Source organism: Halovibrio variabilis (assembly GCF_007991175.1).
In the GTDB taxonomy this organism is placed as follows: Bacteria; Pseudomonadota; Gammaproteobacteria; order Pseudomonadales; family Halomonadaceae; genus Vreelandella; species Vreelandella variabilis.
In genome coordinates this window covers 20905-47363 of record NZ_BJXV01000004.1, presented here as the reverse complement: position 1 = coordinate 47363, position 26459 = coordinate 20905, and the positions used below count along the sequence as shown (strand labels likewise).

Annotated in this window: 23 protein-coding genes and 1 pseudogene; 12 read left to right on the top strand and 12 right to left on the bottom strand. The window is 55.2% G+C overall.

From position 1 onward, the window contains the following. Positions 1-136 precede the first annotated feature (136 nt). A complete protein-coding gene (gene rpoD, locus HVA01_RS04795; RefSeq protein WP_146873443.1) occupies positions 137-1987 on the top strand; it encodes an RNA polymerase sigma factor RpoD in 1851 nt (616 codons plus the stop codon). A 128-nt stretch (positions 1988-2115) separates the two neighbouring features. Here rpoD and HVA01_RS04790 read toward each other — a convergent pair whose 3' ends face one another. After that, entirely contained in the window at positions 2116-2763 is a 648-nt protein-coding gene (locus HVA01_RS04790; RefSeq protein WP_146873441.1) for a hypothetical protein, read from the bottom strand. A 198-nt stretch (positions 2764-2961) separates the two neighbouring features. Between HVA01_RS04790 and HVA01_RS17750 the strand changes: the two are divergent. Then, positions 2962-3063 (top strand): annotated as a pseudogene (locus HVA01_RS17750) (serine dehydratase beta chain); the annotation flags it as partial. A gap of 74 nt (positions 3064-3137) precedes the next feature. On the opposite strand, the gene HVA01_RS04780 reads toward HVA01_RS17750, so the two are convergent. From HVA01_RS04780 to HVA01_RS04760, 5 genes are all read right to left on the bottom strand, one after another. Beyond that, positions 3138-3872, bottom strand: coding sequence for a FadR/GntR family transcriptional regulator (locus HVA01_RS04780; protein WP_146873439.1), 735 nt, complete (start codon positions 3870-3872; stop codon positions 3138-3140). A 32-nt stretch (positions 3873-3904) separates the two neighbouring features. Beyond that, positions 3905-4903 (bottom strand): ABC transporter ATP-binding protein, encoded by a 999-nt coding sequence (locus tag HVA01_RS04775; RefSeq protein WP_246129470.1) that lies wholly within the window; start codon positions 4901-4903, stop codon positions 3905-3907. Continuing rightward, positions 4900-6831, bottom strand: coding sequence for a dipeptide/oligopeptide/nickel ABC transporter permease/ATP-binding protein (locus HVA01_RS04770; RefSeq protein ID WP_146873437.1), 1932 nt, complete (start codon positions 6829-6831; stop codon positions 4900-4902). Before HVA01_RS04770 ends, HVA01_RS04775 begins: the two co-directional genes overlap by 4 nt. Further along, complete coding sequence (locus HVA01_RS04765) at positions 6828-7787, bottom strand: ABC transporter permease (protein WP_146873435.1); 960 nt, start codon at positions 7785-7787, stop codon at positions 6828-6830. Before HVA01_RS04765 ends, HVA01_RS04770 begins: the two co-directional genes overlap by 4 nt. 203 nt (positions 7788-7990) lie before the next feature. Beyond that, positions 7991-9592, bottom strand: coding sequence for an ABC transporter substrate-binding protein (locus HVA01_RS04760; protein ID WP_246129469.1), 1602 nt, complete (start codon positions 9590-9592; stop codon positions 7991-7993). A 228-nt stretch (positions 9593-9820) separates the two neighbouring features. Here HVA01_RS04760 and HVA01_RS04755 point away from each other — a divergent pair, with 228 nt between their 5' ends. The 3 genes from HVA01_RS04755 (at position 9821) to HVA01_RS04745 (ending at position 12875) form a co-directional block, all read left to right on the top strand. Continuing rightward, positions 9821-10513, top strand: coding sequence for a DUF1028 domain-containing protein (locus HVA01_RS04755; protein WP_146873433.1), 693 nt, complete (start codon positions 9821-9823; stop codon positions 10511-10513). Further along, a complete protein-coding gene (locus HVA01_RS04750) occupies positions 10510-11757 on the top strand; it encodes a M20 family metallo-hydrolase (RefSeq protein WP_146873431.1) in 1248 nt (415 codons plus the stop codon). The genes HVA01_RS04755 and HVA01_RS04750 overlap by 4 nt, the downstream gene beginning before the upstream one ends. Before the next feature lie 71 nt (positions 11758-11828). Further along, positions 11829-12875 carry a M42 family metallopeptidase gene (locus HVA01_RS04745; protein ID WP_146873429.1) on the top strand — a complete coding sequence of 349 codons (1047 nt, stop codon included), beginning with the start codon at positions 11829-11831 and terminating at the stop codon, positions 12873-12875. Between the two features lie 34 nt (positions 12876-12909). Here the strand turns inward: HVA01_RS04745 and HVA01_RS04740 are convergent, their stop codons facing one another. Beyond that, positions 12910-13806, bottom strand: a complete 897-nt coding sequence (locus tag HVA01_RS04740; protein ID WP_146873427.1) for a LysR family transcriptional regulator — start codon at positions 13804-13806, stop codon at positions 12910-12912. Between the two features lie 130 nt (positions 13807-13936). On the opposite strand from HVA01_RS04740, the gene HVA01_RS04735 reads away from it, so the two are divergent. The 4 genes from HVA01_RS04735 to mtgA all read left to right on the top strand — a co-directional run bounded on the left by HVA01_RS04735 (position 13937) and on the right by mtgA (position 17759). Further along, positions 13937-14920, top strand: coding sequence for an MBL fold metallo-hydrolase (locus HVA01_RS04735; protein WP_146873425.1), 984 nt, complete (start codon positions 13937-13939; stop codon positions 14918-14920). A gap of 42 nt (positions 14921-14962) precedes the next feature. Beyond that, on the top strand, positions 14963-16072 hold the full coding sequence (locus HVA01_RS04730; RefSeq protein WP_146873423.1) for an S-(hydroxymethyl)glutathione dehydrogenase/class III alcohol dehydrogenase: 1110 nt from the start codon (positions 14963-14965) through the stop codon (positions 16070-16072). 102 nt (positions 16073-16174) lie between these two features. Further along, positions 16175-17029, top strand: a complete 855-nt coding sequence (gene fghA, locus HVA01_RS04725) for an S-formylglutathione hydrolase (protein WP_146873421.1) — start codon at positions 16175-16177, stop codon at positions 17027-17029. 13 nt (positions 17030-17042) lie between these two features. Then, positions 17043-17759, top strand: coding sequence for a monofunctional biosynthetic peptidoglycan transglycosylase (gene mtgA / locus HVA01_RS04720; RefSeq protein ID WP_146873419.1), 717 nt, complete (start codon positions 17043-17045; stop codon positions 17757-17759). A gap of 64 nt (positions 17760-17823) precedes the next feature. On the opposite strand, the gene HVA01_RS04715 is transcribed toward mtgA, so the two are convergent. Beyond that, positions 17824-18591 carry an EAL domain-containing protein gene (locus HVA01_RS04715; protein WP_443093365.1) on the bottom strand — a complete coding sequence of 256 codons (768 nt, stop codon included), beginning with the start codon at positions 18589-18591 and terminating at the stop codon, positions 17824-17826. A 43-nt stretch (positions 18592-18634) separates the two neighbouring features. Then, positions 18635-19573 carry a DMT family transporter gene (locus HVA01_RS04710; protein WP_146873417.1) on the bottom strand — a complete coding sequence of 313 codons (939 nt, stop codon included), beginning with the start codon at positions 19571-19573 and terminating at the stop codon, positions 18635-18637. A 145-nt stretch (positions 19574-19718) separates the two neighbouring features. On the opposite strand from HVA01_RS04710, the gene HVA01_RS04705 reads away from it, so the two are divergent. From HVA01_RS04705 to HVA01_RS04695, 3 genes are all read left to right on the top strand, one after another. Next, a complete protein-coding gene (locus tag HVA01_RS04705) occupies positions 19719-20111 on the top strand; it encodes a DUF4168 domain-containing protein (RefSeq protein ID WP_146873415.1) in 393 nt (130 codons plus the stop codon). A 205-nt stretch (positions 20112-20316) separates the two neighbouring features. Further along, positions 20317-22227: a DUF294 nucleotidyltransferase-like domain-containing protein gene (locus HVA01_RS04700; RefSeq protein ID WP_146873413.1), complete on the top strand. Its 1911-nt coding sequence runs from the start codon at positions 20317-20319 to the stop codon at positions 22225-22227. A gap of 1 nt (position 22228) precedes the next feature. Then, positions 22229-22954, top strand: a complete 726-nt coding sequence (locus HVA01_RS04695) for a 3'-5' exonuclease (protein ID WP_146873411.1) — start codon at positions 22229-22231, stop codon at positions 22952-22954. Positions 22955-23297: 343 nt separating this feature from the next. On the opposite strand, the gene HVA01_RS04690 is transcribed toward HVA01_RS04695, so the two are convergent. From HVA01_RS04690 to HVA01_RS04680, 3 genes are all read right to left on the bottom strand, one after another. Beyond that, a complete protein-coding gene (locus HVA01_RS04690; RefSeq protein ID WP_146873409.1) occupies positions 23298-24941 on the bottom strand; it encodes a BCCT family transporter in 1644 nt (547 codons plus the stop codon). Between the two features lie 52 nt (positions 24942-24993). Beyond that, on the bottom strand, positions 24994-25416 hold the full coding sequence (locus HVA01_RS04685) for a universal stress protein (protein ID WP_146873407.1): 423 nt from the start codon (positions 25414-25416) through the stop codon (positions 24994-24996). Positions 25417-25568: 152 nt separating this feature from the next. Next, the gene (locus tag HVA01_RS04680) at positions 25569-26444 is read right to left on the bottom strand and encodes a glycine betaine ABC transporter substrate-binding protein (RefSeq protein ID WP_146873404.1); all 876 of its coding nucleotides are present in this window, start codon (positions 26442-26444) and stop codon (positions 25569-25571) included. Between the last annotated feature and the right edge of the window lie 15 nt (positions 26445-26459).

Here is a 26459-nt window from a genome sequence, read left to right as displayed (position 1 = left end):
TAACACACCTGAATGACCGCGCAAATACGTCAAGCTGGAAAATTTCCGGCAGATTACGCTATACTGTTCGGCTTGTTGAGTTTAATCGATTCAGCGCTCTAGGTGTTTCATTCTTCTTCGTCGAGATAGGGTTTCTATGGCTGGAAATGCGCAGCAGCAGTCGCGTCTGAAGGAGTTGATCGCTCGAGGCAAGGAACAGGGCTACCTGACCTATGCCGAGGTCAACGACCATCTACCTGAGGATATCGCCGACCCGGATCAAGTGGAAGACATCATTGGCATGATCAACGACATGGGTATAAGTGTCGCTGAAGAGGCCCCTGATGAAGACACGTTGATGATGTCGGATCAATCCACGGACGAGTCCGCTGCGGAAGAGGCTGTCGCGGCCCTTGCCGCCGTGGAAAGTGATGTGGGCCGCACCACTGACCCAGTGCGCATGTACATGCGTGAAATGGGTACGGTTGAGCTTCTGACCCGCGAAGGCGAAATTGAAATCGCCAAGCGGATTGAGGAGGGCACCCGTGAGGTGATGTCGTCGCTGGCCTATTTGCCGGGAGCCGTTGCGTCTATTCTAAACGCCTACGACGCTACCCAGGATGAAGAAGCGCCGGGACGTCTTTCAGATCTGTTTTCTGGCTTTATCGATCCCGATGAAGGCATTCCCGGCGTGGCCGAAGCAGAGGTGCCCGAACCGGAGCCAGAGCCCGAGGTTAAAGATGACGTTGAAGGCGACGGCGACGAGGAGGACGAAGATTCCACTGCCAGCGAAGGTGGTCCGGATCCCGAAGAAGCGCGTGCGCGTTTTGAACAGATTCGCGAGCAAAACGCCCTAGTGGAAGCCGCCTATGCTAAGCATGGCCGCGGCAGTGCCGAGCTTAAGGCCGAGCAAGCCCGCCTCGCGGTACTTTTCTCGCCGATCAAGCTGGTGCCTAAGCACTTTGAACGTCTAGTCGGCCAAGTGCGTATCAGCGTTGAGCAAGTACGTGCTCAAGAAAAAGCGGTGATGCAGCTATGTGTCAAAAAAGCCAAGGTGCCGCGTAAGACGTTTATCAAGTCGTTTCCTGGCAACGAGTCGCGCAAAACGTGGCTGGATGATTTCCAGGCGGCGCAGAGTAAATACGCCGACCGTCTTGAGCCACTGCGTGCTGATATTGCCCGTGCGCAGCGTAAGATCGCCTTTGAAGAGGACATGGTGCAGCTTTCGGTTTCCGACCTTAAAGAGGTGAACCGCAAGCTCTCCATCGGTGAGGCGAAAGCGCGCCGTGCTAAGAAAGAGATGGTGGAAGCTAACCTGCGCTTGGTGATCTCGATCGCCAAGAAGTACACCAACCGTGGTCTGCAATTCTTGGATCTTATCCAGGAAGGCAACATCGGTTTGATGAAAGCGGTCGATAAATTCGAATACCGCCGTGGCTATAAGTTCTCGACCTATGCGACCTGGTGGATTCGTCAGGCGATCACCCGTTCGATTGCCGATCAGGCACGCACCATCCGTATTCCGGTGCATATGATTGAGACGATCAATAAGCTCAATCGCGTATCGCGGCAGATGCTCCAGGAAATGGGCCGTGAGCCGACGCCTGAAGAGCTGGGCGAGCGTTTGGAAATGCCGGAAGACAAAGTGCGTAAGGTGCTCAAAATTGCCAAAGAGCCGATCTCCATGGAGACGCCGATTGGTGACGACGATGACTCCCACCTGGGCGACTTTATCGAAGACGGCACCATGCTGCTGCCCATTGATATGGCTACCGGTGAAGGCCTTATCGAAGCCACGCGCAACGTGTTAGGCGGCTTGACCGCGCGGGAAGCGAAAGTCCTGCGCATGCGTTTCGGTATTGATATGAACACCGACCATACGCTTGAAGAAGTGGGCAAGCAGTTTGACGTAACTCGCGAGCGAATTCGTCAGATTGAAGCCAAAGCGCTGCGCAAGCTGCGTCACCCCAGCCGCTCTGAGCCGCTGCGTTCGTTCCTCGACGAGTGATTGCTTTGAGAGTGGTAAGAGGTAAATAGAGGACGGTGAATAGACAGTAGCCGCCTAAGATCAAAAAGCCCGCCGTTCTATGAACGGCGGGCTTTTTGTTGAAGACAATTAGGCGATTGTTGCGGCGTTTAAGCGGATATCTTCCGAGCCCGATAAATACGCCTAGCCAGCAGCAGTAGCTCTAAGGTGGCGATCAAAATCAAGCTGTAACCGAGTAGTTCAACCACTTCTTCGGCCACGTCCTTGAAGATACGCACGTATTGATCGTCTAGCACGGCTTGCCACATGATTGTTCGTCCATATAGGCGTGAGAAAATATAGGTGGTCAGCACGCCTGCTGTAAACAGACCAAAGGCAAAGGTGTTGCTGTAATGGGCGAACTCCTCAAGAAAGCGTTGGCGCTGCTTAACCACCCAAAATAGCGATGGAAGAATTATCAGCGCGACAAGCACCTTCCAGGTGTTTTCAGCCACATAGGTATCTAAAAAATAATCCTGTTCGCGTACCAGCGAGGAAGCCACAAACGCCAGCAGTAGCAGCGTGACGGTAGGCCAGACTTTAAGCACTTGGCGAATATAAATCAGCATGGCGCAGCAGGTGAACAGTACTAGCGTTTGGGTAAGCTCGGTAAAGCCCAGCTCAGTAAAACGTACTGAAGGGAGATAAAGGGCTTCTAAATAAGCACCTTGGACAATCGCACCGATAAATAATACGTACAGTACCGCACGCACTAAGATGGTTTTAAATCCTATTGGCCAGGGAGGGGGAGCAGACATACCAACATCCTTTGTAGGTTCGCAGCGTTGCTATTGAGCAATGAAATGCACATGAGAAAACATGCATGGGTGAATGTTCATTATATCGTCACACTTCTGTGTTGGCACGTCGATATTGCGGTTATTCACTCGACGTTTGGCCGTCGGAGCTGCGAAGGACTAAAAGGCGGGAATAAAACGTTGTGAAGGTTGGTAGGCATGGCAATTAGTGTGTGGGATCTTTTCCGCATTGGTATCGGGTCCTACAGCTCGCACACGGTAGGCCCAATGCGCGCGGCGGCTTACTTTGCCCTGGCGCTGGCTGTTCATTTCAAATAGCCAATCAGGCAGCGGTGCGGGTCAGATTTCCCGGCATGGGCGTTCGAGAACGGAGTCTAAAGAACCCGATCGAGGATGATGGTCTCTTGTGCTTCCATCAGAGATTCAGCACGGCGCATATGTTCCCGCATAATGGTGCGGACTTCGGTCTTGTCTTCCCGCTTGAAGGCTTCCAGCAACTCCATCTGGTAACGCTTGCCGGTTTCCCAGAGGGCCGGGTTGGGCAAGTCGTAAATGTCATGGCAGAGCCGCAGATTTTTCAGCAACCCGAGCAGGAAGTGACAGGTAAAGGCCAAAAGCGGGTTCGGGCAGAGCGTCACCAAGACTTCGTGGAAACTTAGCTCAGCTAAGCGCATGCGGTGTTCTTCGTCCTGGGTTTCCGGCGGCTGATGATAGATGGTCATGGTCGTCTGCAGGCGCCGAAAGTCGTCGTCGGTAAGGAGCCCCACGACACTGGCGGCCAGCTCGGGCTCCAGCTGGATGCGCATCTGGTAGATGTCGTGGATTGAAATATCCTTGAAGTAGAAATAGTTCGTCAGCAGGGACGTCATGTGGTCCGGCGGCATATCCGAGACAAAGGCGCCGCCGCCGGGCCCAGTTCGGGTGACAATCAGTCCCTGCGCCTCCAGCCCCTTCAGGGCTTCCCGGATCGTACCTTTGCTGGCATGAAACTGGTCCAACAGAGCTTTCTCCTGAGGCAGGCGGTCGCCTGGGCGCAGACCTTGCTCGACAATCCAGTCTTTCAGATGGCCGATGACTTCATCCGATCGTTTGGTGGTTTTGCCGGGCATGAAAACTCCTTTGGAAAGAGGCAGATACCTTATCATTTTTCCGGATGATAACACGCCACGGCATGCGCGTCGGTTCCCTTCAGTTCGGGATCTGTCTGTCGGCACTGGTCAGTTGCTGCCGGGCAGCGTGCGGCAAAAGCACAGCCCGGCGGCGGCTTCAACGGGTCGGGCAGTTCGGCGTTGGCCTGGTCACCTACACTGAGCTGCTTACCTGTACCCGGCACTGAGTCCAGTAGCAGGCGGGTGTAATGGTGTTGTGGGTTGCTGAACAGGGTATCGGTGTCAGCTGTCTCGACAATGCGCCCGAAGTACATGACGGCGACGCGGTCACACAGATTACGCACTACACCCAAGTCGTGACTGATGAACACATAAGTCAGATTGAAGCGCTTACGCAGGTCTTGTAGTAGGTTCAGCACCTGGGCCTGTACCGAGACATCCAACGCCGAGACCGGTTCGTCAAGCACCAGAACTTCGGGTTCGGCGGCCAGCGCCCGCGCCACACCGATACGTTGTGCCTGGCCACCCGAAAACTCGTGCGGGTAACGACTGAGAAACTCCGCTCGTAGGTTGACCTGTTCCATGAGTTCCTTCAGGCGGGTTTCGATCTGTTCCTTGTCCATGTGCTTCAGATAGACCAAGGGGGCGGTGAGGATTTGCCGTATGGTCTTGCGTGGGTTGAGGGAACTCAGCGGGTCCTGAAACACATATTGGATCCGGTTGGCGAGCGCCCGCCGATGGATGGGTTTGCCGGGCTCAGCCAGTGGGCTGCCGCCCAGCTCAATGCGGCCTGATGTCGGTGCGTCCAGCCCAACCAGCATGCGGGCCACCGTGGACTTGCCACAGCCGGATTCACCCACGATGCCAAGGATTTCTCCGGCTTCTACATGGAAAGCCAGTTTGCGCACGGCATGCACGGCGGGCAGTTCACGGCCGATCAGCGAACGGCCGCCGCCAAACTGTTTGACCAGGTCTGAGACGGCCAGATGGTTGCTGGCCTGCATCGTTGAGCCTGTCGGTAGTGCGGTCATACTACCTCCTTGGCGAAAATGCAGCGTGCTTGGTGCCGTTCGTTCATGGTTTTCAGTTCAATGGGCGCCTGGCGGCACTGGTCTGCGACCATGTCACAGCGGTCGGCAAACTTGCAGCCCTCGGGCAGATTGTTGACTTGGGGGGGCAGCCCCGGGATCTCTTCCAGCTTACCGGTCTTTCTTTCGACGTCGGGCACACAGCTGATCAGGCGTCTGGTATAGGGATGAGCTGGTTGCGCCAGAATCTCTTCCACCGGGCCGATCTCGACAATTTCGCCGGCGTACATGACCGCAACCCGATGGCACACCTGGCGCACCACGCCGAAATCATGCGTGATGAACATCAGGCTGGCCCCCTTGTCGTCACGCAGGCGGTTCAAAAGCGCCAGTATCTGTGCCTGCACGGTAACATCCAGTGCTGTAGTCGGTTCATCGGCAATGATCAGTTTCGGTTCATTGGCCAGCGCCATGGCGATACTCACACGTTGACGCATGCCACCTGACAACTGGTGCGGATAGGAATGCGCTCGGTTAGCGGCATTTGGTATGCGTACTTCTTCCAGTAGGGTCACCGCTTTCTTCCAAGCGTCGGTATAGGAAATTGCATAGTGTGATCGCATGGCTTCGACCAGTTGGTCGCCCACAGTAAAGAGAGGGTGCAGTGTGGACAGCGGGTCCTGAAAAATGTAGGCGAGTTCACCGCCGCGGTAACGGCGCAGATCATTGTCTGAAATGCCCAGCAGGTTAGTGTCACGGTAATTGACTTGGCCACCCATGATCATGCCTGGGGGGGAGGCCACCAGACCGAGCAGGGACATGGCGGTGACCGACTTGCCTGAGCCTGATTCGCCTATGATGCCCAAGCATTCACCAGCTTCTATTGAGAAAGTCGGACCGTTAACCGCCCGGTGGACCTGGTTGTCCAGGTGAAACTCGGTGCGCAGTGCGCGCACGTCCAAGACCCCCCTCTGCTCGTACTGCGAAGCTTGGCGCGCTTCGACCGAGGTTCTGGTTCTCGCGGCCGGGCGGCGCAGGGCACCGGCCTTGAGACGCGGGTCCAGCGCATCGCGTATCCCGTCACCTAGAAGGTTGATGCTCATGACCAGGATGAAGATCATGACCCCCGGCACGGTCGAAACAAAGGGCGCCGTCGAGATCAGGCGTCTGCCTTCACCCAGCATTGAGCCCAGGTCTGCCTGAGGCGGCTGAGCGCCTAGTCCCAGAAAGGAGAGACCGGCTGTTTCCAGGATCATCCAACCCACGGTGGTGGACATGGTGATGACAATGACGGGCAGGACGTTGGGCAGAATTTCTGTAACCAGTATCAGAAAATGATTCTTGCCGGACAGCAGCGCGGCGTCGACGAACTCCCGGTTACGCAGGGTAACTGTCACGCCGCGTACATTACGCGCAAAGAACGGTATGTTCACAATGGCAATGGCATAGAGTGCGTTCAGCAGGCCCGGCCCGAGCACGGCAACAATGGCCAGTGCCAGCAGGATGTAGGGGAAGGCCATCATCATGTCGATGCCGCGCATCAGCGTGCTGTCCACACGCTTGCCGAAATAGCCGGCTACAATGCCGATGGTGGAGCCGATGAGAGCCGCGACCAGGGTGGCGGCAATGCCCACCACGAGGGAGACCCGGGTTCCCCAGAGCAGGCGTGATAGAATGTCACGGCCAAGCTGGTCCGTACCCAGCCAGTGGCCAGTAGTGAAAGGGGGAATCAATCGGTCACTGGGTTGGGTGGCGTTCGGATCAGGCAGCGGTAACCAGGGCGTAATGAGAGCGATGAAAACCACAAGACACAACACCACTAGGCCGGCTGCAGCCAAGCGGTTACGCACCAGCAGGGCCAGGGGGGAGGTTCGGCTGTGACGTCGTCCGAAGAGGCGGCTAAGCAGAGGAGCCTGAGCATTGGTGGTCATGCCGTCACCCTTGGGTCCAGAATGAATTGCACCACGTCTGCGGCCAGGTTAATCAGCACATAGGCTGCGGCGATGACCAGGACCCCACCCTGCACCAGCAGCAGATCTCGAGTGGAAATGGCATTGACCAACATACTGCCCATGCCGGGCCACTGGAACACGGTTTCTATGTAGACAGCACCGCCGAGTACAAAACCTGCCTGAATGCCAATAACAGGGACAATGGACACCAGCGCCGCTTTGAAGGCATGCCGGTAGATAACCCGTCGTTCATTCACACCTTTGGCACGCGCTGTGCGAATGAAGTCCTGCCGCAGAACCTCCAGCATGCTGGCGCGGGTCAGACGGGCGATTACACCGGTAGCGATAAACGCCAGCGTGCCGGCCGGCAAAATCAGATGGCGTATCAGGTCGGGAAGATCCCCGCCTCCATAGATGGAAAACATGCCACTGGCTGGCAGCAGTCGCCATTCGACGGCAAACAGCATGATCATCAGCAGGCCGAGCCAGAAAGCTGGCATCGAGATGCCGATTAGCACAATCAGCGTGATGGCCTTGTCGACCAGGCCATACTGGCGGCTGGCGGAAATGATGCCGGCTAGCAGACCAAAAATGGAACACAGCACGAGTGCTGTGCCCGCGAGAATCAGAGTGGCACCGAAACGTTCAGCGATAATACTGATGACTTCCCGGTTTTGGTTGTAGGAGCGCCCGAAATCGCCTTGGAAGATATTGCCGAGCCAAGTCAGGTATTGTTGCGGCAGGGACTTGTCCAATCCCAGTTGGGCGTTCAACCGGGCCACGTTTTCCGGAGTGGCATAAGAGCCCAGTATGGCCTGAGCCGGGTCGCCCGGAATCAGGGCCATAATGAAAAAGACGATAAGACTGAGCCCGAACAGCACGGGGATCAGTAGGAGCAGTCGCTTGCCTACGTAACGCCAGAGTGGTGTGGCCATGGTTCGACACTCTTGTTCTGGATTTATGATGCTAAGACCGGGCGCGAAGCGCCCTCAAAGGTGAAAGGCCGTCGGTATGACCGTGCTGATCGCTCACTGCTGACAGCGGTGGCGTGGGGCCCTGGCCACGCACCGTGATCAATGCACAGTGCGTGGCCAAAGGCGCAGCTTACTGTCAGCATGCACAGCTTGGTTGTTCTCCGTTACGGTTTGCGCACGTCCCTCAACTGCAGCAGGAAAGAGGGCTGCAGATGGAAGTTTTCAACCCGGTCAGTTGCCACGGCATTTTGTTGCCAGTTGGCGACAAAGATCCAGGGAGCATCTTCCACGATTATGGCCTGTGCTTCCTTGTACAGCCGAGCCCGTTCCTCCTGACTGGTGGAAGTGCGGGCCTGCTCAAGCAGTTTGTCCACATCCGCGTTGCTGTAGTAACCGGAGTTGAAACCACCCTCGTCTGGCATGGCGTCAGACCGCAAAGCCAGGAAGGGCAGAGTGTCTGGATCGTTGGTCATCCAAGCCATTTCTGCCATGTCCGCTTCGCCTTCCAATCCTGCGTTTACGCGGCCGAGGAAGGTATTCCATTCATAGGTTTCTATGCTGATGTCCAGGCCCACGGATTCAAGATTCGCCTGTATAGCGGTTCCCATATTGATGGGGTCGAGCATGCCGGAACCACCTTCAGTGACATAGAAGGTGAGTTCCTCTCCCACGGCGCCGGCTTCTTCCAGCAGTTCACGTGCGCGGTCCGGGTTGTAGGGATAACCATCCAGCTCGTCGTTATAGGCCCAGTTGAAGGCCGGGGCAATCGGGCTGTCGGCGACGGTGGCGGTTCCCTGCAGCACGTCGTTGACGAGTGCCTCTTTATCGACAGCGTAATTCAGCGCTTGGCGCACGCGTTTGTCCTGCAGCAGTTCATTGCGCATGTTGAGAATGACAAACCAGACGTGCGGTCCTGCCTGCTCGTAGACCTGGAACATGGGATCTTCTTTGAACATGGAGACGTTGTCGGGCGGGACTTCGACCATCATATCAATGCCACCGGATCGCATTTCGGCAACCCGAGTGTTGGCATCAGTGATAGGTCTGAAGACAACCGCTTCCAAATCCGGCGCGCCATCCCAGTAGTCGTTGTTGCGAGTAAGCACAACGCGTGAATTGCTTTCCCACTCTTCGAACTGGTAGGCGCCGGTGCCGACAGGGTGACGGCCGATATTTTCACCATGCTCACGCACGGCCTGTGGAGAAATCAGCAGACCGGTGGGGTAGGCCAGATTAGAGAGGAAGGGGGCGAACGGTTCGTTAAGAGTGAAGGTGACCTCGTGTTCAGCGGTGGCTTCCACGGTATCTATCTGGCTGAAGTAGAAAGCGAGCGGAAACGGGCCGGTGTCATAATAGGGGTGGTCCTCGTCCAGCATGCGCTCGAAGTTGAAGACAACCGCTTCAGCATCGAACGGGGTGCCGTCATGAAATTCCACATCATCACGCAACTGGAATTTATAGACGGTGCCGTCGTCGCTGATATCCCAGCTTTCGGCAAGGGACGGTTCGACTTCGAGGGTGCCGTCGGCATAGCGAACCAGGCCGTCATATAGGTTGACCAGTATCCGGAAGTCGTTCACCGCGGTCACGGCATGCGGGTCCAGAGACTGGGGTTCAGCGATCTGGCCGACGACCAGAACGTTGGGCGGCGTTTGTGCTATGGCAAAAGTGCTGGTCGTGGCAAACGCCACCGCTGCGATGGGGTTGACTATTCTTTTCACGGTGATGCCTCTTGTCTCGGTTTGTTGGTTTTCCGTTTCAACCACGGACGATGTCGCAACCTACCTGAAGCTGTCGAACTACAATTATCACTATAAAAATATAGACGCAACTAATTTATAATGATAAATGTGCCGTATTTATTAACTGTGTCCCTGACCATGCAGGGTGGATGTTGTCGCTGTAAAAATATAAACTTTAATTAAAATTAGTGTCAGAAACGTTGTCCCGCAACAGAATAATTCTCCGGCCATCAGGAAAAGTGAGTCCGCTCTATGACCTATTCGATCATTGCCCGCGACCCCGATACCGGTGCTTTTGGTTCCGCTACAGCGACTGGCAGCGTGGCCGTGGGCGGTTTTGTTCCTCATGCAAGATCCGGGGCAGGTGCCGTGGCGACCCAAGGAGCGTTTACCAACTGGCTGTATGGCGAACGCGGCCTCGATCTGATGGCAACCGGCGTATCAGCGGCGCGCGTGCGGGAACAATTGTTGGAAGAGGACCCGGGGATGTCGCAGCGCCAGTTCATTCTCTGTGACCGGGAGGGTAATACGGCTGGCTATACCGGTAGCGCCAACTTGGCGCAGGTGGCGCACCATTGCGGTGAGGGCGTGGCAACAGCTGGGAATATGCTTGCGGATCGGTCGATCCCGCAGATTATGATGGAAACCTATCTGGCGCACGCCGGGTACCCATTTGCAGAACGCCTAATAAAGGCATTGGTGGCGGGAGAGGACGCTGGCGGTGACTTCCGTGGGACGCGCAGTGCCGCAGTGACTATTTCTGCTTTTGACCGTCCGCCCATGGATCTGCGTGTCGACTGGGCGGACGAAGACTGCATCGGCCGACTATGGCAAGTGTATGAAAAAACACAGGATCCAGCCTTTCTCAGTTTCCTTGCGGGCGTTCCCACTCGAGCTCATCCGACCAAGACCGGCCATGTCAAAGAGAACGGAGTGAATCCATGACAGAGCTTGTATTCACTGAATGCCGTATCGGCATACAATCACGTTCCTGGCTGAAGACGGCAGCTACTTACTCCGAACCAGGGCCAGGCGTGACCCGGGTGCTGGGCTCGGCTGAACACAGGGCACTTCTGCCCGTACTGGCAGACTGGTATCGGGAAGCCGGCGCCGATGCGGTGTGGCTGGACGACGCTGGTAACCTGGTAGGGCGCTGGGAAGGTTCATTGCTTGACGCACGTACCCTGCTGATCGGATCACACCAGGATACCGTACGTCAGGGAGGTGCGTATGACGGCATCATGGGCGTTTTGTTGCCGTTGGCAGTGTTGTCAGAAATCAACCGGTCAGGTCGGCGTCCTGCTACGGCTGTCGAACTTGTTGCCTTCTGCGATGAGGAAGGCACGCGCTTTGCGTCGACTCTGATCGGTAGTTCGGCCATCGCTGGCAATTTCAATCGCGATCTTCTGGCGGTGACTGACTCGGACGGCGTGACCCTGGCCGATGCGCTGCGTGCACTGGGTTCGAATCCGGATCAGATCGACCGAGTGGCGCGACAGCCCGAGCAGGTGTCCGGTTACGTAGAGGTGCACATTGAACAAGGGCCGATACTGGAGGCAGAGAACTTGCCGGTGGGGGTGGTGACGGCTATTACGGGTATTGAGCGCCACCGATTGACGATAACGGGCAAGGCAGGTCATGCCGGCACGACGCCCATGCATTTACGCAAGGATGCACTGGTGCGCGCTGCACGTGCGGTCCTGGTCGTCGATGAGCTGTGCCATAGCACGGATGACTTGGTCGGAGTGGTCGGTCAACTGGACGTCACGCCTGGAGCGGTCAATGTGATTCCGGCGGAGGTGACGATGAGCATTGAGCTGCGATCGCCTGATTCTGCCATTCGGCGTCGGGCGCGCCTGGACTTGATGGAGCGACTGGCCGGGGCGCTGGATGGTTCGGGCTGCCAATGGAAGGTCGAGACGACCTATGAACAGAATGAGGTGCGCTGTGCTGAATCCGTTCAGTGGGCGCTGGCACAGGCGGTCGAGGACGCAGGGTATCCGGTCCGTCGTCTGTTCAGTGGCGCCGGCCACGACGGCCTGGCTATGGCGCACCTGACGAATATTGGCATGCTGTTTATGCGCTGCAAAGACGGCTTGAGCCACCATCCGGATGAGTCGGTAACCACCGAAGATCTGGAGGCTAGCGGGCAGGTCATTCGGCGCTTTATTGAATCCTGGCCGGGGTAGTCTGCTTCGCAGACGGTCTTCTGTCCAAGGACCTAGGTTGATAGAGCGTCGTCCAGATTCAGGAGCAAACCATGCAAGAATTACCGTTACCTCTTCCTGAACGTTTGCAGGCGACCCTGCGAGTACTGTTGCTGGAAGACAGCCCGGTAGGGGCGACCGATGGCATGCTACGCCTCCTTCAGGATAAGCTGGCACCCTGGCCGGTACGTCAGAGCGTTACAGCTCGAGGCAATCTGATTGTCACCCTGGGCGAAGGCGACCCAAAACGCGCCATTGCCGCGCATATGGACACCTTGGGTGCCATGGTGCAATACATTCTGCCGTCCGGGCGGCTCGAACTGACGCCATTGGGCACCTGGTCTGCCCGTTTTGCCGAAGGTGCTCGTGCGACAATATGGTGCAACAACGGCGAGCGTATCCGCGGCACCATTTTGCCCAGGCATGCGTCCGGCCATGCCTGGAGCGAGGTCGTGGATACCCAGCCTGTCAACTGGGCGCAGATCGAGTTCCGCCCGGATATTGTGACGCATTCCGCTGAGGACTCTCGGGCCGCCGGCATTGCGCCAGGCCAGATTGTGGCGCTGGATGTCGAGCCGGAATTTACACAAACCGGATTTCTGGTGAGCCGCTACCTGGACAACAAGGTGGCCATCGCCTGTGCTCTGGAATGTCTGAGCCTGTTGAAAGAGAACGATTTGGCACCGACGGTTCCCTTCTGTTTTGCCTTCACCAACGCTGAAGAAGTCGGTCACGGAGCAGGTACATCATTGCCGCCGTCGGTGGATGACCTGGTCAGCGTGGATATTGCGCCGGTGGCGGCTAACCAGCATTCAAGCGAGTTTCATGCCACTCTGGGATATAAGGACGCCGCCGGTCCGCACAGTCAGAGCCTGCTGGCCGAACTGGAAATCCTGGCGCAGACGCATGAGCTGCCCTATGTGCGGGATGTATTCCGCCACTATCACAGTGATGGGTCATCCGTTAAAAATGCGGGCTACGATACGCGGACGGCGTTACTGGGTTTTGGTACTGACAGCACGCATGGCTATGAGCGCACGCATATGACGTCCGTGCTGGCGGTAACTCGGCTGATGCTGGCGTGGGTCCTCCAGCGGTAAGTCTCAGCAATGTCTTGCGCGCGACCGGCGGGTGCTAAACCAGTGTGTTACTGGGCAATACACTACCGATATTAGCCACCAGATAATCCACCAGCTGGCGGATTTTGGGCGACAGGTGGCGGTGGCGTGGGTAGACCGCCCAGACTGCCGTATCGTGGTGCTGGAAGGGCTCGAGCACGGCGACCAGCTCGCCACTGGCCAGGTAAGGGGCCACGTAGTAGTCCGGCAGCTGCGCAAGTCCCAGCCCCTTGCGGGCGGCGTCTAATAGCGCCGGGCCTGAATTGCTGGTCCAGCAGCCTTCTACGCGCACCTCGCGGCGCTGGCCGTTCATCTCAAATAGCCAGTTGGGCCGTGAACCGATCAGGCAGCGGTGCTGACTCAGTTCGCCCAGCGTGTGTGGTCGCGGCGCTTGGCGGAAGTACGCCTGGGAACCGACGATATACTCCCGGCGATCACATAGGCGCCGGGCAATCAGGCTGGAATCTTTTAAGACCCCCATGCGAATCGCAATATCAAACCCTTCTTCAATCAGCTCGACCGGGCGGTTAGTGAAGTGCATGTGGACGTCCAACTGAGGGTGTAAACACTGAAAGTCATTAACCAGCGGGGCGATAAAGCGCTCGCCAAAGGTAGTGGCCGAGGTAAGTTTAAGCAGCCCGTTAGGCGTGGACTGCAGTTCGCTAATCGCTTGCTCGGCATCGCGTAACCCATCAAAGAGATGACGGCAGTGCTCCACGTAGATAGCCCCCGCGTCGGTCAAACGAATCTGGCGGGTGGTGCGATAGAGTAATTGCACGCCCAGCTGGTTTTCAAGTTGGCTGACCAGGCGGCTGATGTGCGAGGTCGACACCTTGAGGTGGCGGGCCGCGGCAGAGAACGTGCCTAAACGCACCACCTCAACAAAGGCTTCGATACTGCTCCAGTGCTGCATGATAATTTCCTGGGTTAATAGCGATTGTTGCTGTGTGGCAACAATCTTATGAGTGTATCCCGGTTTATCAAGAGTGCCTAGCTGGCCTACACTGCTAACATCGTTAGCTTATCAATGGAGCCTTTTGCTTATGTCTATATCTTTACCACAGTGGTCGCACAGTGCACTGGCAGTCGCTATTAGTGCAGGTTGGGCTGTTAGTGCCCAGGCAGAGCTACCCAACCAGCAGCAGGAACAAGCGCCGGGCTGGTTTCGCATGATGGTCGGGGAGTATGAGGTAACCGCGCTATACGACGGTCATACGGCTATTGATACCTCCTTGCTAAAAGGCATGGAGCAAGAAGAAATTCTTCGCCACCTGGATGCGCTTTTTATTGATGCGGAAAGCGGCATGCAAACTGCGGTAAACGCCTTCCTTGTACATACCGGCGAGAACCTTGTATTAGTGGATGCCGGTTCCGCCGCCTGCTTTGGTCCTTCACTGGGACAGGTAGAGAGTAACCTGCGTGCTTCTGGTTACTCGCCGGACGATGTCGATACGGTGTTGATGACCCACTTGCATCCTGATCACGTGTGTGGTTTGGCCAATGAAGAGGGCGAAGCGGTTTATCCCAATGCTGAGCTGCGTGCCAGTCAGGCGGATGCTGATTTTTGGTTGGATGAGGAGCGTGCAGCAGCGGCACCCGAATCTGCTCAAGCCTTCTTCACCATGGCTCAAGATGCGGTAGCGCCTTATCAGGACGCTGATCGTTTCAACCCCTTCACGGCTGGTGATGAAGTGCTAATGGGTATCGTTGCCCAGGATACCCATGGTCACACCGCCGGACACTCAAGCTTTATGCTCAACAGCGATGATGACGCCATGTTGGTATGGGGAGACGTGGTCCACAGTTACGGTGTTCAATTTGCAGACCCTACGGTCGCCATTGAGTTTGATTCTGACCCCGAACAGGCTATTCGCACGCGAGAAAGCGTGCTCGAAAGCGCGGTTGAAGACAAGCACTGGGTTGCTGGCGCGCATATGCCCTTCCCTGGGATTGGCCATATCAGCAAAGATGACGGGGGCTATCGCTGGCTACCGATTGAATTTGGCCCGGTGACCACTGACGAGTAACGTATTTATTACCTTAGAAATCACCAACAGTAAGGAATTAACATGAAGTCACGCGCAGCTATTGCCCTAGAGGCGGGTAAGCCGCTTGAATTAGTTGAGATTGACGTGGAAGGCCCAAAAGCCGGTGAAGTATTGGTTAAAATGGTCGCCACCAGCGTTTGCCATACCGATGCTTATACGCTCTCCGGTGCTGATCCTGAAGGCAACTTTCCTGCCGTCTTAGGCCACGAAGGGGCAGGCATCGTTCAGGAAGTCGGTGAGGGGGTCACAAGCCTTAAACCGGGCGACCACGTGATTCCGCTTTATACCGCCGAGTGTGGTAAGTGTAAGTTCTGCTTGTCAGGCAAAACTAACCTATGTAGCAGCGTGCGCGCTACCCAGGGCAAAGGCGTAATGCCGGATGGCACTTCGCGCTTCTCGCTAGACGGCAAAATGCTCCATCACTACATGGGCACCTCCACCTTTAGCGAGTACACCGTACTGCCCGAAGTATCGCTGGCGGTGGTGTCGAAAGAAGCCCCGATGGATAAAATCTGCCTGCTAGGCTGCGGCGTGACCACCGGTATCGGTGCCGTACTCAATACCGCCAAAGTAGAGCCGGGTTCAACGGTGGCGATATTTGGTCTTGGCGCCATCGGTTTAGCCGCTATTCAAGGCTCCGTGATGGCGAAAGCGTCGCGTATTATTGCCATTGATGTTAACCCGGATAAATTCGAGCTAGCCAAGCAGTTTGGCGCCACCGACTTTGTTAACCCTAAAGACTATTCAGATCCGATCCAGCAGGTCATCGTTGACCTGACCGACGGCGGCGTTGACTACTCCTTCGAGTGTATCGGCAACGTCAACGTCATGCGTTCGGCGCTAGAGTGCTGCCACAAAGGCTGGGGCGAGTCGATCGTGATCGGGGTTGCCGGTGCGGGTGAAGAGATCTCGACCCGCCCATTCCAGCTAGTGACCGGGCGCGTCTGGAAAGGCTCCGCCTTTGGTGGCGTAAAAGGGCGCAGCGAACTGCCGGGCTACGTTGATAGCTACATGAAAGGCGAAATCAATATCGACGATTTCATCACCCAAGATATGCCGTTTGAGCAGATCAACGAGGCGTTTGATTTGCTGCATGCGGGTAAAAGCATTCGTAGCGTCTTGCATTACTAATCTTGCATTACTAGGTGCTGCATTATTCAGTAGTATAGTGAGTACGTTTAAAACGCGGCAGGGTAGACCTGCCGCGTTTGCTGCATTTAAAGGAACCTGCCCATGAGCATGAGTGAAACTCTAGAACTGGTGTCCGCCAACCGTAGTTTCGGTGGCTGGCATAAGCGCTATCGCCACTACTCCCGTGCGTTGGACTGCGACATGATATTCGCTGTTTACTTGCCCCCCCAGGCGGAAAACGAGCGCGTACCCTTGCTTTGGTGGCTCTCAGGGTTGACCTGCAATGACGAAAATTTCATGCAGAAAGCGGGGGCTCACCGTATTGCCGCTGAGCTAGGCGTGGCCATTGTTTGCCCTGACACCAGTCCGCGGGGGACCGATTTGCCCGGCGAGCATGAGCGTTTTGATTTGGGCTCGGGCGCTGGGTTTTACGTCAATGCGACCGAGTCACCCTGGAAAGCCCACTACCGCATGTACGATTATGTGATTGAGGAGCTGCCTTCCGTCGTGCGCCAGCATTTTCCGGTCAATGGGCGTGAATCCATCAGCGGCCACTCCATGGGTGGGCACGGCGCGTTGATTTTAGCGCTGCGTCACCCCGGGCGCTTCCGTTCGGTATCGGCGTTTTCGCCGGTGGTCAATCCGATCAATTGTCCCTGGGGCCAGCAAGCCTTCAGCGCTTACTTGGGCGAGGACACGTCGCGCTGGCGCCAGTACGATGCCTGTGAATTGGTGGCCAACGGTGCCTCGCGTCAACGTCTGTTTATCGATCAGGGCGAAGCCGATCAGTTCCTTGAGGAACAGCTACAGCCAGAACGCTTAGAGGCGGTATGTGAGGAGCACGATCATCCGCTGACGCTGCGTCGTCAACCGGGCTACGATCACAGCTACTTCTTTATCGCCTCGTTCATTGAGGACCATCTGCGTTATCATGCAGACCATCTCTTGAAGCGTTAATAAGGATAACGAAATGCTCAATCGTACGCTGCGCCGTTTTATGCGTCTGCTATGGCGTATTGTTTGGCGTGGCGTGCTAGCGTTTGTGCTTTTCTCTGTCGCGGTAGTGCTACTGTTTCGCGTCGTGCCCCCGCCGGGTTCGATGGTGATGGTCGAGCGTAAAGTTCAGAGTTGGATCCACAGCGAGCCGATCGATATACGGCGCGAATGGCGAGGCTGGGATTCTGTTTCGGCTAATGCCAAGCTCGCCGTGATGGCGGCAGAGGATCAGCGCTTTCCACACCACCGTGGCTTTGACCTTGTCGAGTTGCGGCGAGCGTGGCAGGCAAGCCAAGACGGTGGGCGGTTACGCGGTGCCAGCACCTTAAGCCAACAAACCGCCAAGAACGTTTTTTTATGGACGGGCCGTAGCTGGACGCGTAAAGGCTTGGAGGCATGGTTTACGCTGCTGATTGAAATACTGTGGAGCAAGCAGCGTATTTTGGAGGTCTACCTCAACGTGGCCGAGTGGGACAGTGGGGTGTTCGGCATAGAGGCGGCGGCCCAGCACTACTTTGGGGCGTCTTCCAGCGCGCTGACAGAGCGTCAGGCGAGCCTGCTCGCGGCGATTTTGCCTAGCCCGCGCACGCGTAGTGCGGCTCGACCCGACGCTCAGGTGGAGCGTCGCAGCCAATGGATACGTCAGCAAATGCGTAATTTAGGTGGGGCGGGTTATCTGCAACATCTATAGCTTACCTAGAACATTGATAGCCTAGAATACCTGTCGCTGTTTAAGACCTGCTTTGCTGGCGTGGCTAGTCGTATTTAGCGTCGTCAATCTCTGCCAGCGCTTCCAGATTCGGGTAGCTAAAGTAATATCCCTGCTGCATGGGGATGCCCAGCGCAAGCAGGCAGCGCGATTCCTCGCGGGTTTCAATCCCTTCGGCAATCAACTGCGTGCCTAGCGTATCGGCCAGCGTTACCAGACTGCGTAGAATGGCTTGGCGGCGCTTATCGCTACCGCATCCCATGACTAAATCGCGGTCAATTTTAAGCGTATCAGGGCGCATGTCGGTCAATAGGTCGAGGTTGGCATAGCCGTTACCAAAGTCATCCAACGAGGTGGTAAAGCCCATTTTGCGATAACTCTCGATAATAGTGCGCATATGTTGCCGGTCATTGACCGGCTCGGTTTCGGTAATTTCGAAATTGAGTCGGTCGCTGGGCCAGCCTACTCGGCGTGATGCCTCCAGGGTAGCTTGGATGCACGCTTCCGGCTCGTAGACCGCTTTGGGCAGAAAGTTGATAGACAGCCGTTCCTGCATACCCAGCGCGCTGGCAAGCTCAATCGCCTTGATACGGCACGCCTGATCAAAGCGGTAACGTAAATCCTCGGTGACTTGATCAAGAATAGAATAGGCGGATTCATCATTAAGGCCGCGTACCAAAGCCTCGTAGTAAATAATTTTTCGTTGGCTAACATCAACGATGGGTTGAAACGCCATGGTAAAAGCAAAAGGCACCGGTAAATCGCAGCGGTTACAGCGGTCGTTCACCCTGGCACAGCGTGGTTGTACAGACATGCTTATCCAAGCCTTAGGTATAAGATGAGCTATAAAAATAGCGTTATCGTTTAGTCGCCTTGTCGGCAGATTTTTTAATCACCATCACCACTCCGGTGATAGCGACCAACATGCCGACAAACCCAAGCAAAGGGAGGCGTTCGTCAAATAGCCACCATGCTTGAAGCGCAGTGACCGGCGGCACAAGATAAAAAAGACTCGCGACCCGCGAGGCTTCCCCCTTTTTAATCAAGGCCATTAGTAACAAAATAGCGGCGATTGAAAGAATCAACACCAGCCAGCCGAGCGTCAGCACAAAGGTGCTGCTCCATTCCACTTGGCGAGTTTCAAACAGCAGTGCGCCACTTCCGACGAGCATTGCCGCCGCCACGTATTGAATAACCGCGCCAGACAGCAGTGGCATACGGGTGCAAAAGCGTTTTTGATACAGCGTACCCAGCGAAATACCCGCTAAGGCGCCCATCACACACAGCAGTGCGCTAATGCCGAAGCCGTCAAACAGCGACTCACCCAGTTCAAGCTGACTACCGAGTACCAAGCTGATTCCGATTAGCCCCAAGCTCAGCCCCAACCATTGACGTCTTGACAGTTGCTCGCCCAGTAACGGACCGGCTAAGGCCGCCGTTGCCAGCGGCTGAAGCCCGACAAGCAACGCCGCTAGGCCTGCTGGCATGCCCAAGTCAATGCTATAAAAAACACCCCCCAAGTAGCCACCATGGACTAGCAGACCCGATATGGCGATATGCGTCCATAACCTAGGTGATGAAGGCCAGCGAATACGCATCAAAATGACCAGTGGAATTAATAGCAGCAGTGTGAGTACAAAACGAATAAACAAAAACGTAAACGGCTCTGCATAGGGCAGGCCAAACTTGGCGCCAATAAAGCCGGTACTCCACAGCAGCACGAAGAGCACGGGCATGGCTTTAAGCCCGGCTGAAGATAAGTCAGGCGAGCGGAGTGGGTTGAAGAGCGGTGTCATAGTGTTTCCATCATGGCGTGATCCTGCGAGTTTTTAGACATATAAAGTTCTTTTCGTTACTAACCGTTACATTAAAAATTGAACCTGTTCGAAACAGCCGCGTCACAGTGTGCACACTCACAACGCATCATTGAGGTTTCTTACTATGCAACGTATGACTGCTCTGTTCTCCGCTGCCCTGCTCGCCACTGGTCTGATGACGGCAACTGCCCACGCCCAGCAAGAGCCAGACGCCGCCCAAGATCCAATGGCAACCCAGCAAGCCGCACCCGCCCAGGATTTTTCTGACGATCAGCTCCAGCAGTTTGCCGATGCTTCTCAAGAAATCGCGGTTATTTCTCAAGAATATACCCAGCGTCTGCAGGAAGCGGAAGATGAATCTGCGCAGCAGGAAGTGCGCACCGAAGCTAACGAACGCATGATCGAAGTTGTCGAAGATAGCGGTCTGGATGTCGATACCTTCAACGCCATCGGTCAGACCATTCAGCAAGATCCCGAAATGATGCAGCGTGTGCAAGAAATGGCCAACCAGTCTTAAACCATGCTGTTGATATAGGCTGAAACGGTTGGTTATTTAAGTAGCCAACATTAATATCAGCGTGGTTTCGGCCACTTAAAGCCCGGTGCCCTGAGCGCCGGGCTTTTTGCGGATGGTCATTTAATTATGCTGGCGGGGTTTACGTTGCTGAGCCACCCCGCCACACTCCACTTAATGTATTGATCGGCAAGCCCTAGGAGGCGCCATGGACGTCGAACTGTTAGAAATACGCCAGCACATGGGGCGGTTCCCCCCCTTCGACGGGTTGTCGGACGATCTTCTTGACGCGATTGCCGAGCAGGTGGAAGTTAGCTACTTTAAAACCGGTAGCGACATCCTGGAGTTCAACGAGACGGTTAACGATTTGTGTTATATCCGCAGTGGGGCCGTGGAAGTCTATCGTAGAAACGGAGAACTTTATAACCGCCTGGGCGAAGGCGATATTTTCGGGCATTTCAGCCTGCTACGAAACCATAAAGTGAGCCTACCCGCAAAGGCGATTGAAGATACCCTGCTGTATTTTATCCCGGATGCGGTTTTTCAGCGGCTGTGTGAAGAGGATGACCATTTTGCTGATTTTGTAGAGCTTGAGCGACCGCGGCTGGAAACCATCGCCGAGCAGCAAAAGAAATCCAACGATATGATGGTCACGCGGATACGTAAGCTGGTGACTCGCTATCCGGTGATGGTTGAAGCATCCACCAGCGTTCAGCGGGCCGCTCAGCAGATGAGCGAAGCCCAGGCCTCTGCTCTGCTGGTGTTAAAAGAGGGCAGTGAAAACCCGCGGTTTAGCTTTAAAGACAGCGAAGGCCAAACCTGGCAAATGTGCGGTATTTTAACCGATAGTGATTTTCGTAACCGCGTCGTCGCCGAAGGTCGCTCGCCGCAAACCCCGGTAGGCGAGGTAATCTCCTCACGGTTAATTACCGTTCAATCGGATGCGTCTGTGTATGAAGCGATGCTGACCATGCTGCGCAATAATGTTCACCACTTGCCCGTTGTGTATCGCCAGCGCCCGGTTGGCGTGGTGCACCTTTCCGACATTATCCGCTATGAAACCCACAGTGGCCTTTATCTCGTCAGCAATATTTTTAATCAATCCAGCGTCCAGGAGCTGGCGCGCTTAGCCCCCGACGTGCGCGCGGCGTTTGTGCGGATGGTGCAAGAAGACGCTAACTCGCAGATGGTGGGCAGCGCACTCTCAACTATCGGGCGTAGCTTTACTCGACGTCTGTTGGAAATGGCTGAAGTCGAGCTGGGTCCGCCACCGGTCCCTTATTGCTTTATGGTTAACGGCTCCATGGCGCGCAATGAACAGAGCATTGTCACCGACCAAGATCATGCGCTGATCCTCTCCGATGATTTTGACCCCAAGCAGCATGATGATTACTTTTACGCGCTGGCGAAAATTGTCAGCGATGGCTTAGATGCCTGCGGCTACGCCTACTGTAAAGGCGATGTGATGGCAACTAACCCCCAGTGGCGTCAGCCGCTAAGGGTTTGGAAGGCGTATTTTCAAGACTGGATGGCCAACCCCACGCCAGAACGGCTGCTGCACAGCTCGATTTTCTTTGACCTGGATAGCTGCTATGGGGAAGACGTTTATGTGGAATCGCTGCAGGATCTGATTGCCCATACAGCTCCCAAATCGCCGCTTTTTTTAGCCGCCATGGCGCGTAATGCGTTAAACCGAACGCCACCGCTAGGGTTTTTCCGCACCTTTGTGATGGAGAAAGACGGTGAACACAACAACACCATCAACCTCAAGCGTCGGGGCACGGCGCCGATGGTGGATTTAGTCCGTATTCATGCCATGGCATGCGGTTCCAAAGCACAGAACTCTTTCCAGCGTTTGAATGACATCAGCAAGACCCAGCTATTGGCAAACGGCATGAGCGACAAGCTCAGCTACGCCTTTGAGTTCATGTGTATGTCACGGCTGCGCCATCAGATGATCGACCTGCAGGAGAGCCGCCAGCCGGATAACAATATCGAGCCTGAAAACGTCGCCGATAGCGAACGGCACACGCTGAAAGATGCTTTCCAGGTGCTCAGCAACGCCCAAAAGTTTTTAAAATTCCGCTATCCCATGCCCGCTCAACGGCAGGGGCGTTAAGATGCGCGGTATACGTCCACGCCAGAAAATAACCCAGGCCGACTGGAATGGCTATATGGCTCAACGGGCCCGGAAAGCGCGTAATCCGGCCATTCAGCGATTTTTTGACACGCCACTACCCGACCCCGATACCCCCATTGCCGAGGTGCCTATGGTGGCGCTGGATATGGAAACCACGGGGCTCGATGAGCGCCGCCATGCGATTGTGAGTATTGGCCTGGTGCCGTTTACGCTTCAACGCATTAAGCTTGCCGAACGGCGCTACTGGGTGCTGAATCCGTCCAGGCCCTTAGCCGAAGCCTCAATTGCCTACCACCATATTACCCATTCGGAGATCGCCCAGGCGCCGGACCTAGAGGAGATATTGGATGATGTCTTGGCGCAACTCGCAGGTCGCTTGGTGGTGGTTCATTTTCGCAATATTGAACGGCCCTTTTTAGACGCCGCCGTTAAGGCACGTCGTGGCGAAGGTGTGCTGTTTCCGATGATCGATACCATGTCGCTGGAGGCAAGGCTGCATCGCCAAACGCTATGGGCGCGCTTTCGTCGATGGCTGGGTCGCCCACCGGTTTCCATCCGCCTACACGCGAGCCGCGAACGCTATGGCCTGCCTGGCTATCAAGGGCATCATGCCCTGGTTGATGCCCTGGCGACCGCAGAGTTATTACAGGCGCAGATTGCTAATCATTACCGACCTGAAACGCCATTGAAAGATATCTGGTGTTGAAGGCTATCCATTAAAGGTTCTTCGTCACTTCGTGGATTTAATGTTTATTAGCTATTTTGTGTCTCACGTTTCAGGATGAAACTACTGAGCTATCTATATTTTGTGGGAGGGCGCTTCAGCGTTGGTCCGACACTTCGGCGAAGGGTGCCGCAGGCACCCCCTTGGTTTCATCATGCTAGGAGCCCAAATATTCGCGAGCTGAAGCTCCCTCCCACGGGAGCTACCATCAGGATGGCAGAGTTAATTCAACACTGAGTCACGAAGAGCCCCATTAAAACAGGCACAAAAAAACGGGCAACCCAGTGGGTTGCCCGTTTGCTTGCTAGCGCGGTGTAACGTAGCGCTAGACTGCTTTTGGCTCGCTCATCAACCCTTTGATAATGGCGTAGCAGGCCACCAGCAAAATGATCGTGAACGGAAAGCCGGTAGAGACCGCCATGGTTTGCAGTGCGGTTAGACCACCACCTAATAGCAGTGCAATGGCAATCGCGCCTTCAATGATCGCCCAGAACACGCGCTGTGGTTTTGGCGCATCGACCTTACCGCCTGCGGTAATCGAGTCGATGACCAGCGAGCCTGAGTCAGAAGAGGTCACAAAGAAGATGATCACCAACACAATCGCCACGAAAGAGGTGATTTGTGACAGTGGCAGCTGCTCTAGCATAACGAATAGCTGCAGATCGACGCCCGCATCGCGTACGGCTTCAATGCCTTGACTCACGTATTGATCAATTGCGGTACCACCGAAAGTGGTCATCCACAAAACCGACACGAAAAAGGGCACCAGCATGACGGATATCAGGAACTCGCGCACCGTGCGCCCACGCGATACCCGGGCGATAAACATACCCACGTAAGGCGACCAGGAGATCCACCATGCCCAATAGAAGGCCGTCCAGCCTTGGCTGAAGTTGGCGTCTTCGCGGCCAAACGGATTGGATAGCGCTGGCAGGTGAACCGCATAGCTCCACAGGTTCTCAAAGAAGCCGGTGGCAATTAGCAGGGTAGGGCCAACCGCAATCACAAAAAACAGCAGCAACGCTGCCATGGCGATGTTGATTTTTGACAGCAGCTGAACGCCCTTATCAACGCCGGCTAGAATTGAGCAAATTGCAATGAGCGTAATACCAATGATCAGCAGGATCATGGTGACGTCACTTTCCGGCGCATCGAACAGATAGGTTAGACCCGCTGCAGCCTGGGTGGCACCTAGCCCTAACGAAGTCGCTAAACCAAATAGAGTGGCAAAAACGGCAAGAATATCAATGATATGTCCTGGCCAGCCCCAAACGCGCTCACCTAAAATGGGGTAGAACACTGAGCGCATTGAGAGCGGCAGGCCCTTATTGAACGAGAACAACGCCAACGAAAGCGCCACCACTGCGTAAATCGCCCAGGGGTGTAGGCCCCAGTGGAAGATGGTTGCCGCCATGGCCAGCGCCGCAGCGCCTGTGGCGTCACCTTCCGCGCCTGCCAGCGGTGCCCAGCTGCCGCCGTCAAACGAGGTGCCAAAGTGGGTCAGTGGCTCATTGACACCGAAAAACATCAGGCCAATGCCCATGCCCGCCGCAAACAGCATGGAAAACCAGCCCATATAGGTAAAATCGGGCTTGGCATCGGCACCGCCAATGCGGATTTTACCGAGTGGGGAAAAGATCAGGCCAATACACAAAACGACGAATACATTCGCCGATAAGATAAAGAACCACCCCAGATTGACCGTCAAAAAGCTAAAAATAGCATCATAGATCGGTGCGATGGTGTCTTGCAGCGCAAGCGTTAGCACCACAAACAGCAGCACGATGATGGCTGAAATGCTAAACACCTTGCCGTGCAGGTCAAGATTGAGACCCATGGCATTGGTGGTGATGTTGTCCTGGCCGATTACATAATCGGTATCAATCAGATTCGCTGCGCCTTCAGGGGCGGGGATACCCTCTGAAGAGGCTGAATCATCTGATGAAGGATTCTGCGGTTTTTTTTCCACAAAGTTGCTCCCTTAGCTATTATAAAAATCGTTATTAAAACGCGATGCCACTTTATTGGGCTAAACGAAGCAGAAAAACAGACGCGTTGGTGTGGGTTGCCACTTTGCCACCATGAGAAGGCATGACAATATCAAGGTGGCGTGGCAAATGAGTTCCCATCATCACCAAGTCGGCCCCTACCTCGTCAACTGCTTTTACTAATATTGAATCAACGTTGGCAATAGGATCTGTCGAGCTATAGACCTTGATGCTTACCGGTTGCCCATGAACCTTATGCCGTTCTTGGGCAAACGCATTGAGCTTTTGCTCGTACTCCTGGGGGGTACGAGCAACGCTGGTAGGCGTACTAGCCGTAACGCTGACATAGGTAATATGCGCGTCATATTGTTTGGCAAGGTCGGCCACAATGCTCAACGCAGGTTCAATGGTGTCTAGATGGGCAAGGTCGACCGGCACCATGATGTTATTAAACATAGCAAACTCCCAGCATGATTTGTCGTGATGGATAGGCTACCACCATAACGTTGGTCATATCCGTAGGGTTAAATGAGGCCTGAAGAAAGAGCTGAGGCGTTGAGGCGCCCCAGCTCAGCCAATCACCATCAATAACTTTTTTCAAAGCTTGATTAGTTATTTAGCCATTGCTCTACAACGTCCTGGTTATCCTCAACCCACTGCTGGGCAGTTTCTTGAGGATCGCTGTCATCTTCCTGGTTCATGAGCATGACTTCACCCATTTGCTCAGGGGTCCATTCAAAAGCGTCGAGAATGGCATAGGCTTCCGGCATGTCACCTTCAAGGCCTTGGCGAACAACGGTATGGATCTGCTCGGCACCGCCATAGACATTTTCAGGATCGTCTAGGTATTTAAGATCAAAACGGGCAAACATCCAGTGCGGCGTCCAGCCGGTCACTACAATATCTTCTTCATTGTTGATGGCATTGGCTAACGCTGCCGTCATCGTAGCCCCACTGCCACTACGCAGATTTAATTCAAGGTCATAGGTATCGACAACCTCTTCGGACAGCGACATCAGGCCTGCGCCGGGATCAATACCGATGATCTCGCCATTAAAGCTATCGGCGTTATCGTTCAGTTTAGCAATGGAATCAACGTCGGTGTACTCAGGTACGACCAAGCCAAGCTTGGTGCCGTCAAGGTTAGGCCCGAGGTCTTCAACGTTATCGCCCACGCGCTCCATGTACTCAGCGTGGGTGGTGGGCAGCCAAGCGGCGACGATAGCATCAGCATCGCCAGTAGAGAGTGCTTGGAACATGGCGGCTGCGGAGAGTGACGTTAGGTCAACCTCGTAGCCAGCTTGCTCAAGTACCACGGCAATCACGTTGGTAGAGGCAACTTCTGATGACCATTCTACGTAGGCCAAGTTAATCGTTCCCTTCTCTTCTTCGGCTTGCGCCGCACTGCTAACGGCTACACCAGCACCGGCTAATAATGCCAGTGAGGCGAGACGAATACGGAGGTTCAATGTGCGATGTTTCATTCACTTACTCCCTTG

Bases quoted from the DNA above. Each gene is read 5' to 3' on its own strand.
- HVA01_RS04770 (WP_146873437.1), bottom strand. From the start codon at position 6,831: ATGACCACCAATGCTCAGGCTCCTCTGCTTAGCCGCCTCTTCGGACGA.
- HVA01_RS04695 (WP_146873411.1), top strand. From the start codon at position 22,229: ATGCGCGGTATACGTCCACGCCAGAAAATAACCCAGGCCGACTGGAAT.
- HVA01_RS04745 (WP_146873429.1), top strand. From the start codon at position 11,829: ATGCAAGAATTACCGTTACCTCTTCCTGAACGTTTGCAGGCGACCCTG.
- fghA (WP_146873421.1), top strand. From the start codon at position 16,175: ATGAGCATGAGTGAAACTCTAGAACTGGTGTCCGCCAACCGTAGTTTC.
- HVA01_RS04685 (WP_146873407.1), bottom strand. From the start codon at position 25,416: ATGTTTAATAACATCATGGTGCCGGTCGACCTTGCCCATCTAGACACC.
- HVA01_RS04735 (WP_146873425.1), top strand. From the start codon at position 13,937: ATGTCTATATCTTTACCACAGTGGTCGCACAGTGCACTGGCAGTCGCT.
- HVA01_RS04765 (WP_146873435.1), bottom strand. From the start codon at position 7,787: ATGGCCACACCACTCTGGCGTTACGTAGGCAAGCGACTGCTCCTACTG.
- HVA01_RS04680 (WP_146873404.1), bottom strand. From the start codon at position 26,444: ATGAAACATCGCACATTGAACCTCCGTATTCGTCTCGCCTCACTGGCA.
- HVA01_RS04790 (WP_146873441.1), bottom strand. From the start codon at position 2,763: ATGTCTGCTCCCCCTCCCTGGCCAATAGGATTTAAAACCATCTTAGTG.
- HVA01_RS04755 (WP_146873433.1), top strand. From the start codon at position 9,821: ATGACCTATTCGATCATTGCCCGCGACCCCGATACCGGTGCTTTTGGT.
- rpoD (WP_146873443.1), top strand. From the start codon at position 137: ATGGCTGGAAATGCGCAGCAGCAGTCGCGTCTGAAGGAGTTGATCGCT.
- HVA01_RS04775 (WP_246129470.1), bottom strand. From the start codon at position 4,903: ATGACCGCACTACCGACAGGCTCAACGATGCAGGCCAGCAACCATCTG.
- HVA01_RS04750 (WP_146873431.1), top strand. From the start codon at position 10,510: ATGACAGAGCTTGTATTCACTGAATGCCGTATCGGCATACAATCACGT.
- mtgA (WP_146873419.1), top strand. From the start codon at position 17,043: ATGCTCAATCGTACGCTGCGCCGTTTTATGCGTCTGCTATGGCGTATT.
- HVA01_RS04705 (WP_146873415.1), top strand. From the start codon at position 19,719: ATGCAACGTATGACTGCTCTGTTCTCCGCTGCCCTGCTCGCCACTGGT.
- HVA01_RS04780 (WP_146873439.1), bottom strand. From the start codon at position 3,872: ATGCCCGGCAAAACCACCAAACGATCGGATGAAGTCATCGGCCATCTG.
- HVA01_RS04715 (WP_443093365.1), bottom strand. From the start codon at position 18,591: ATGTCTGTACAACCACGCTGTGCCAGGGTGAACGACCGCTGTAACCGC.
- HVA01_RS04700 (WP_146873413.1), top strand. From the start codon at position 20,317: ATGGACGTCGAACTGTTAGAAATACGCCAGCACATGGGGCGGTTCCCC.
- HVA01_RS04740 (WP_146873427.1), bottom strand. From the start codon at position 13,806: ATGCAGCACTGGAGCAGTATCGAAGCCTTTGTTGAGGTGGTGCGTTTA.
- HVA01_RS04730 (WP_146873423.1), top strand. From the start codon at position 14,963: ATGAAGTCACGCGCAGCTATTGCCCTAGAGGCGGGTAAGCCGCTTGAA.
- HVA01_RS04710 (WP_146873417.1), bottom strand. From the start codon at position 19,573: ATGACACCGCTCTTCAACCCACTCCGCTCGCCTGACTTATCTTCAGCC.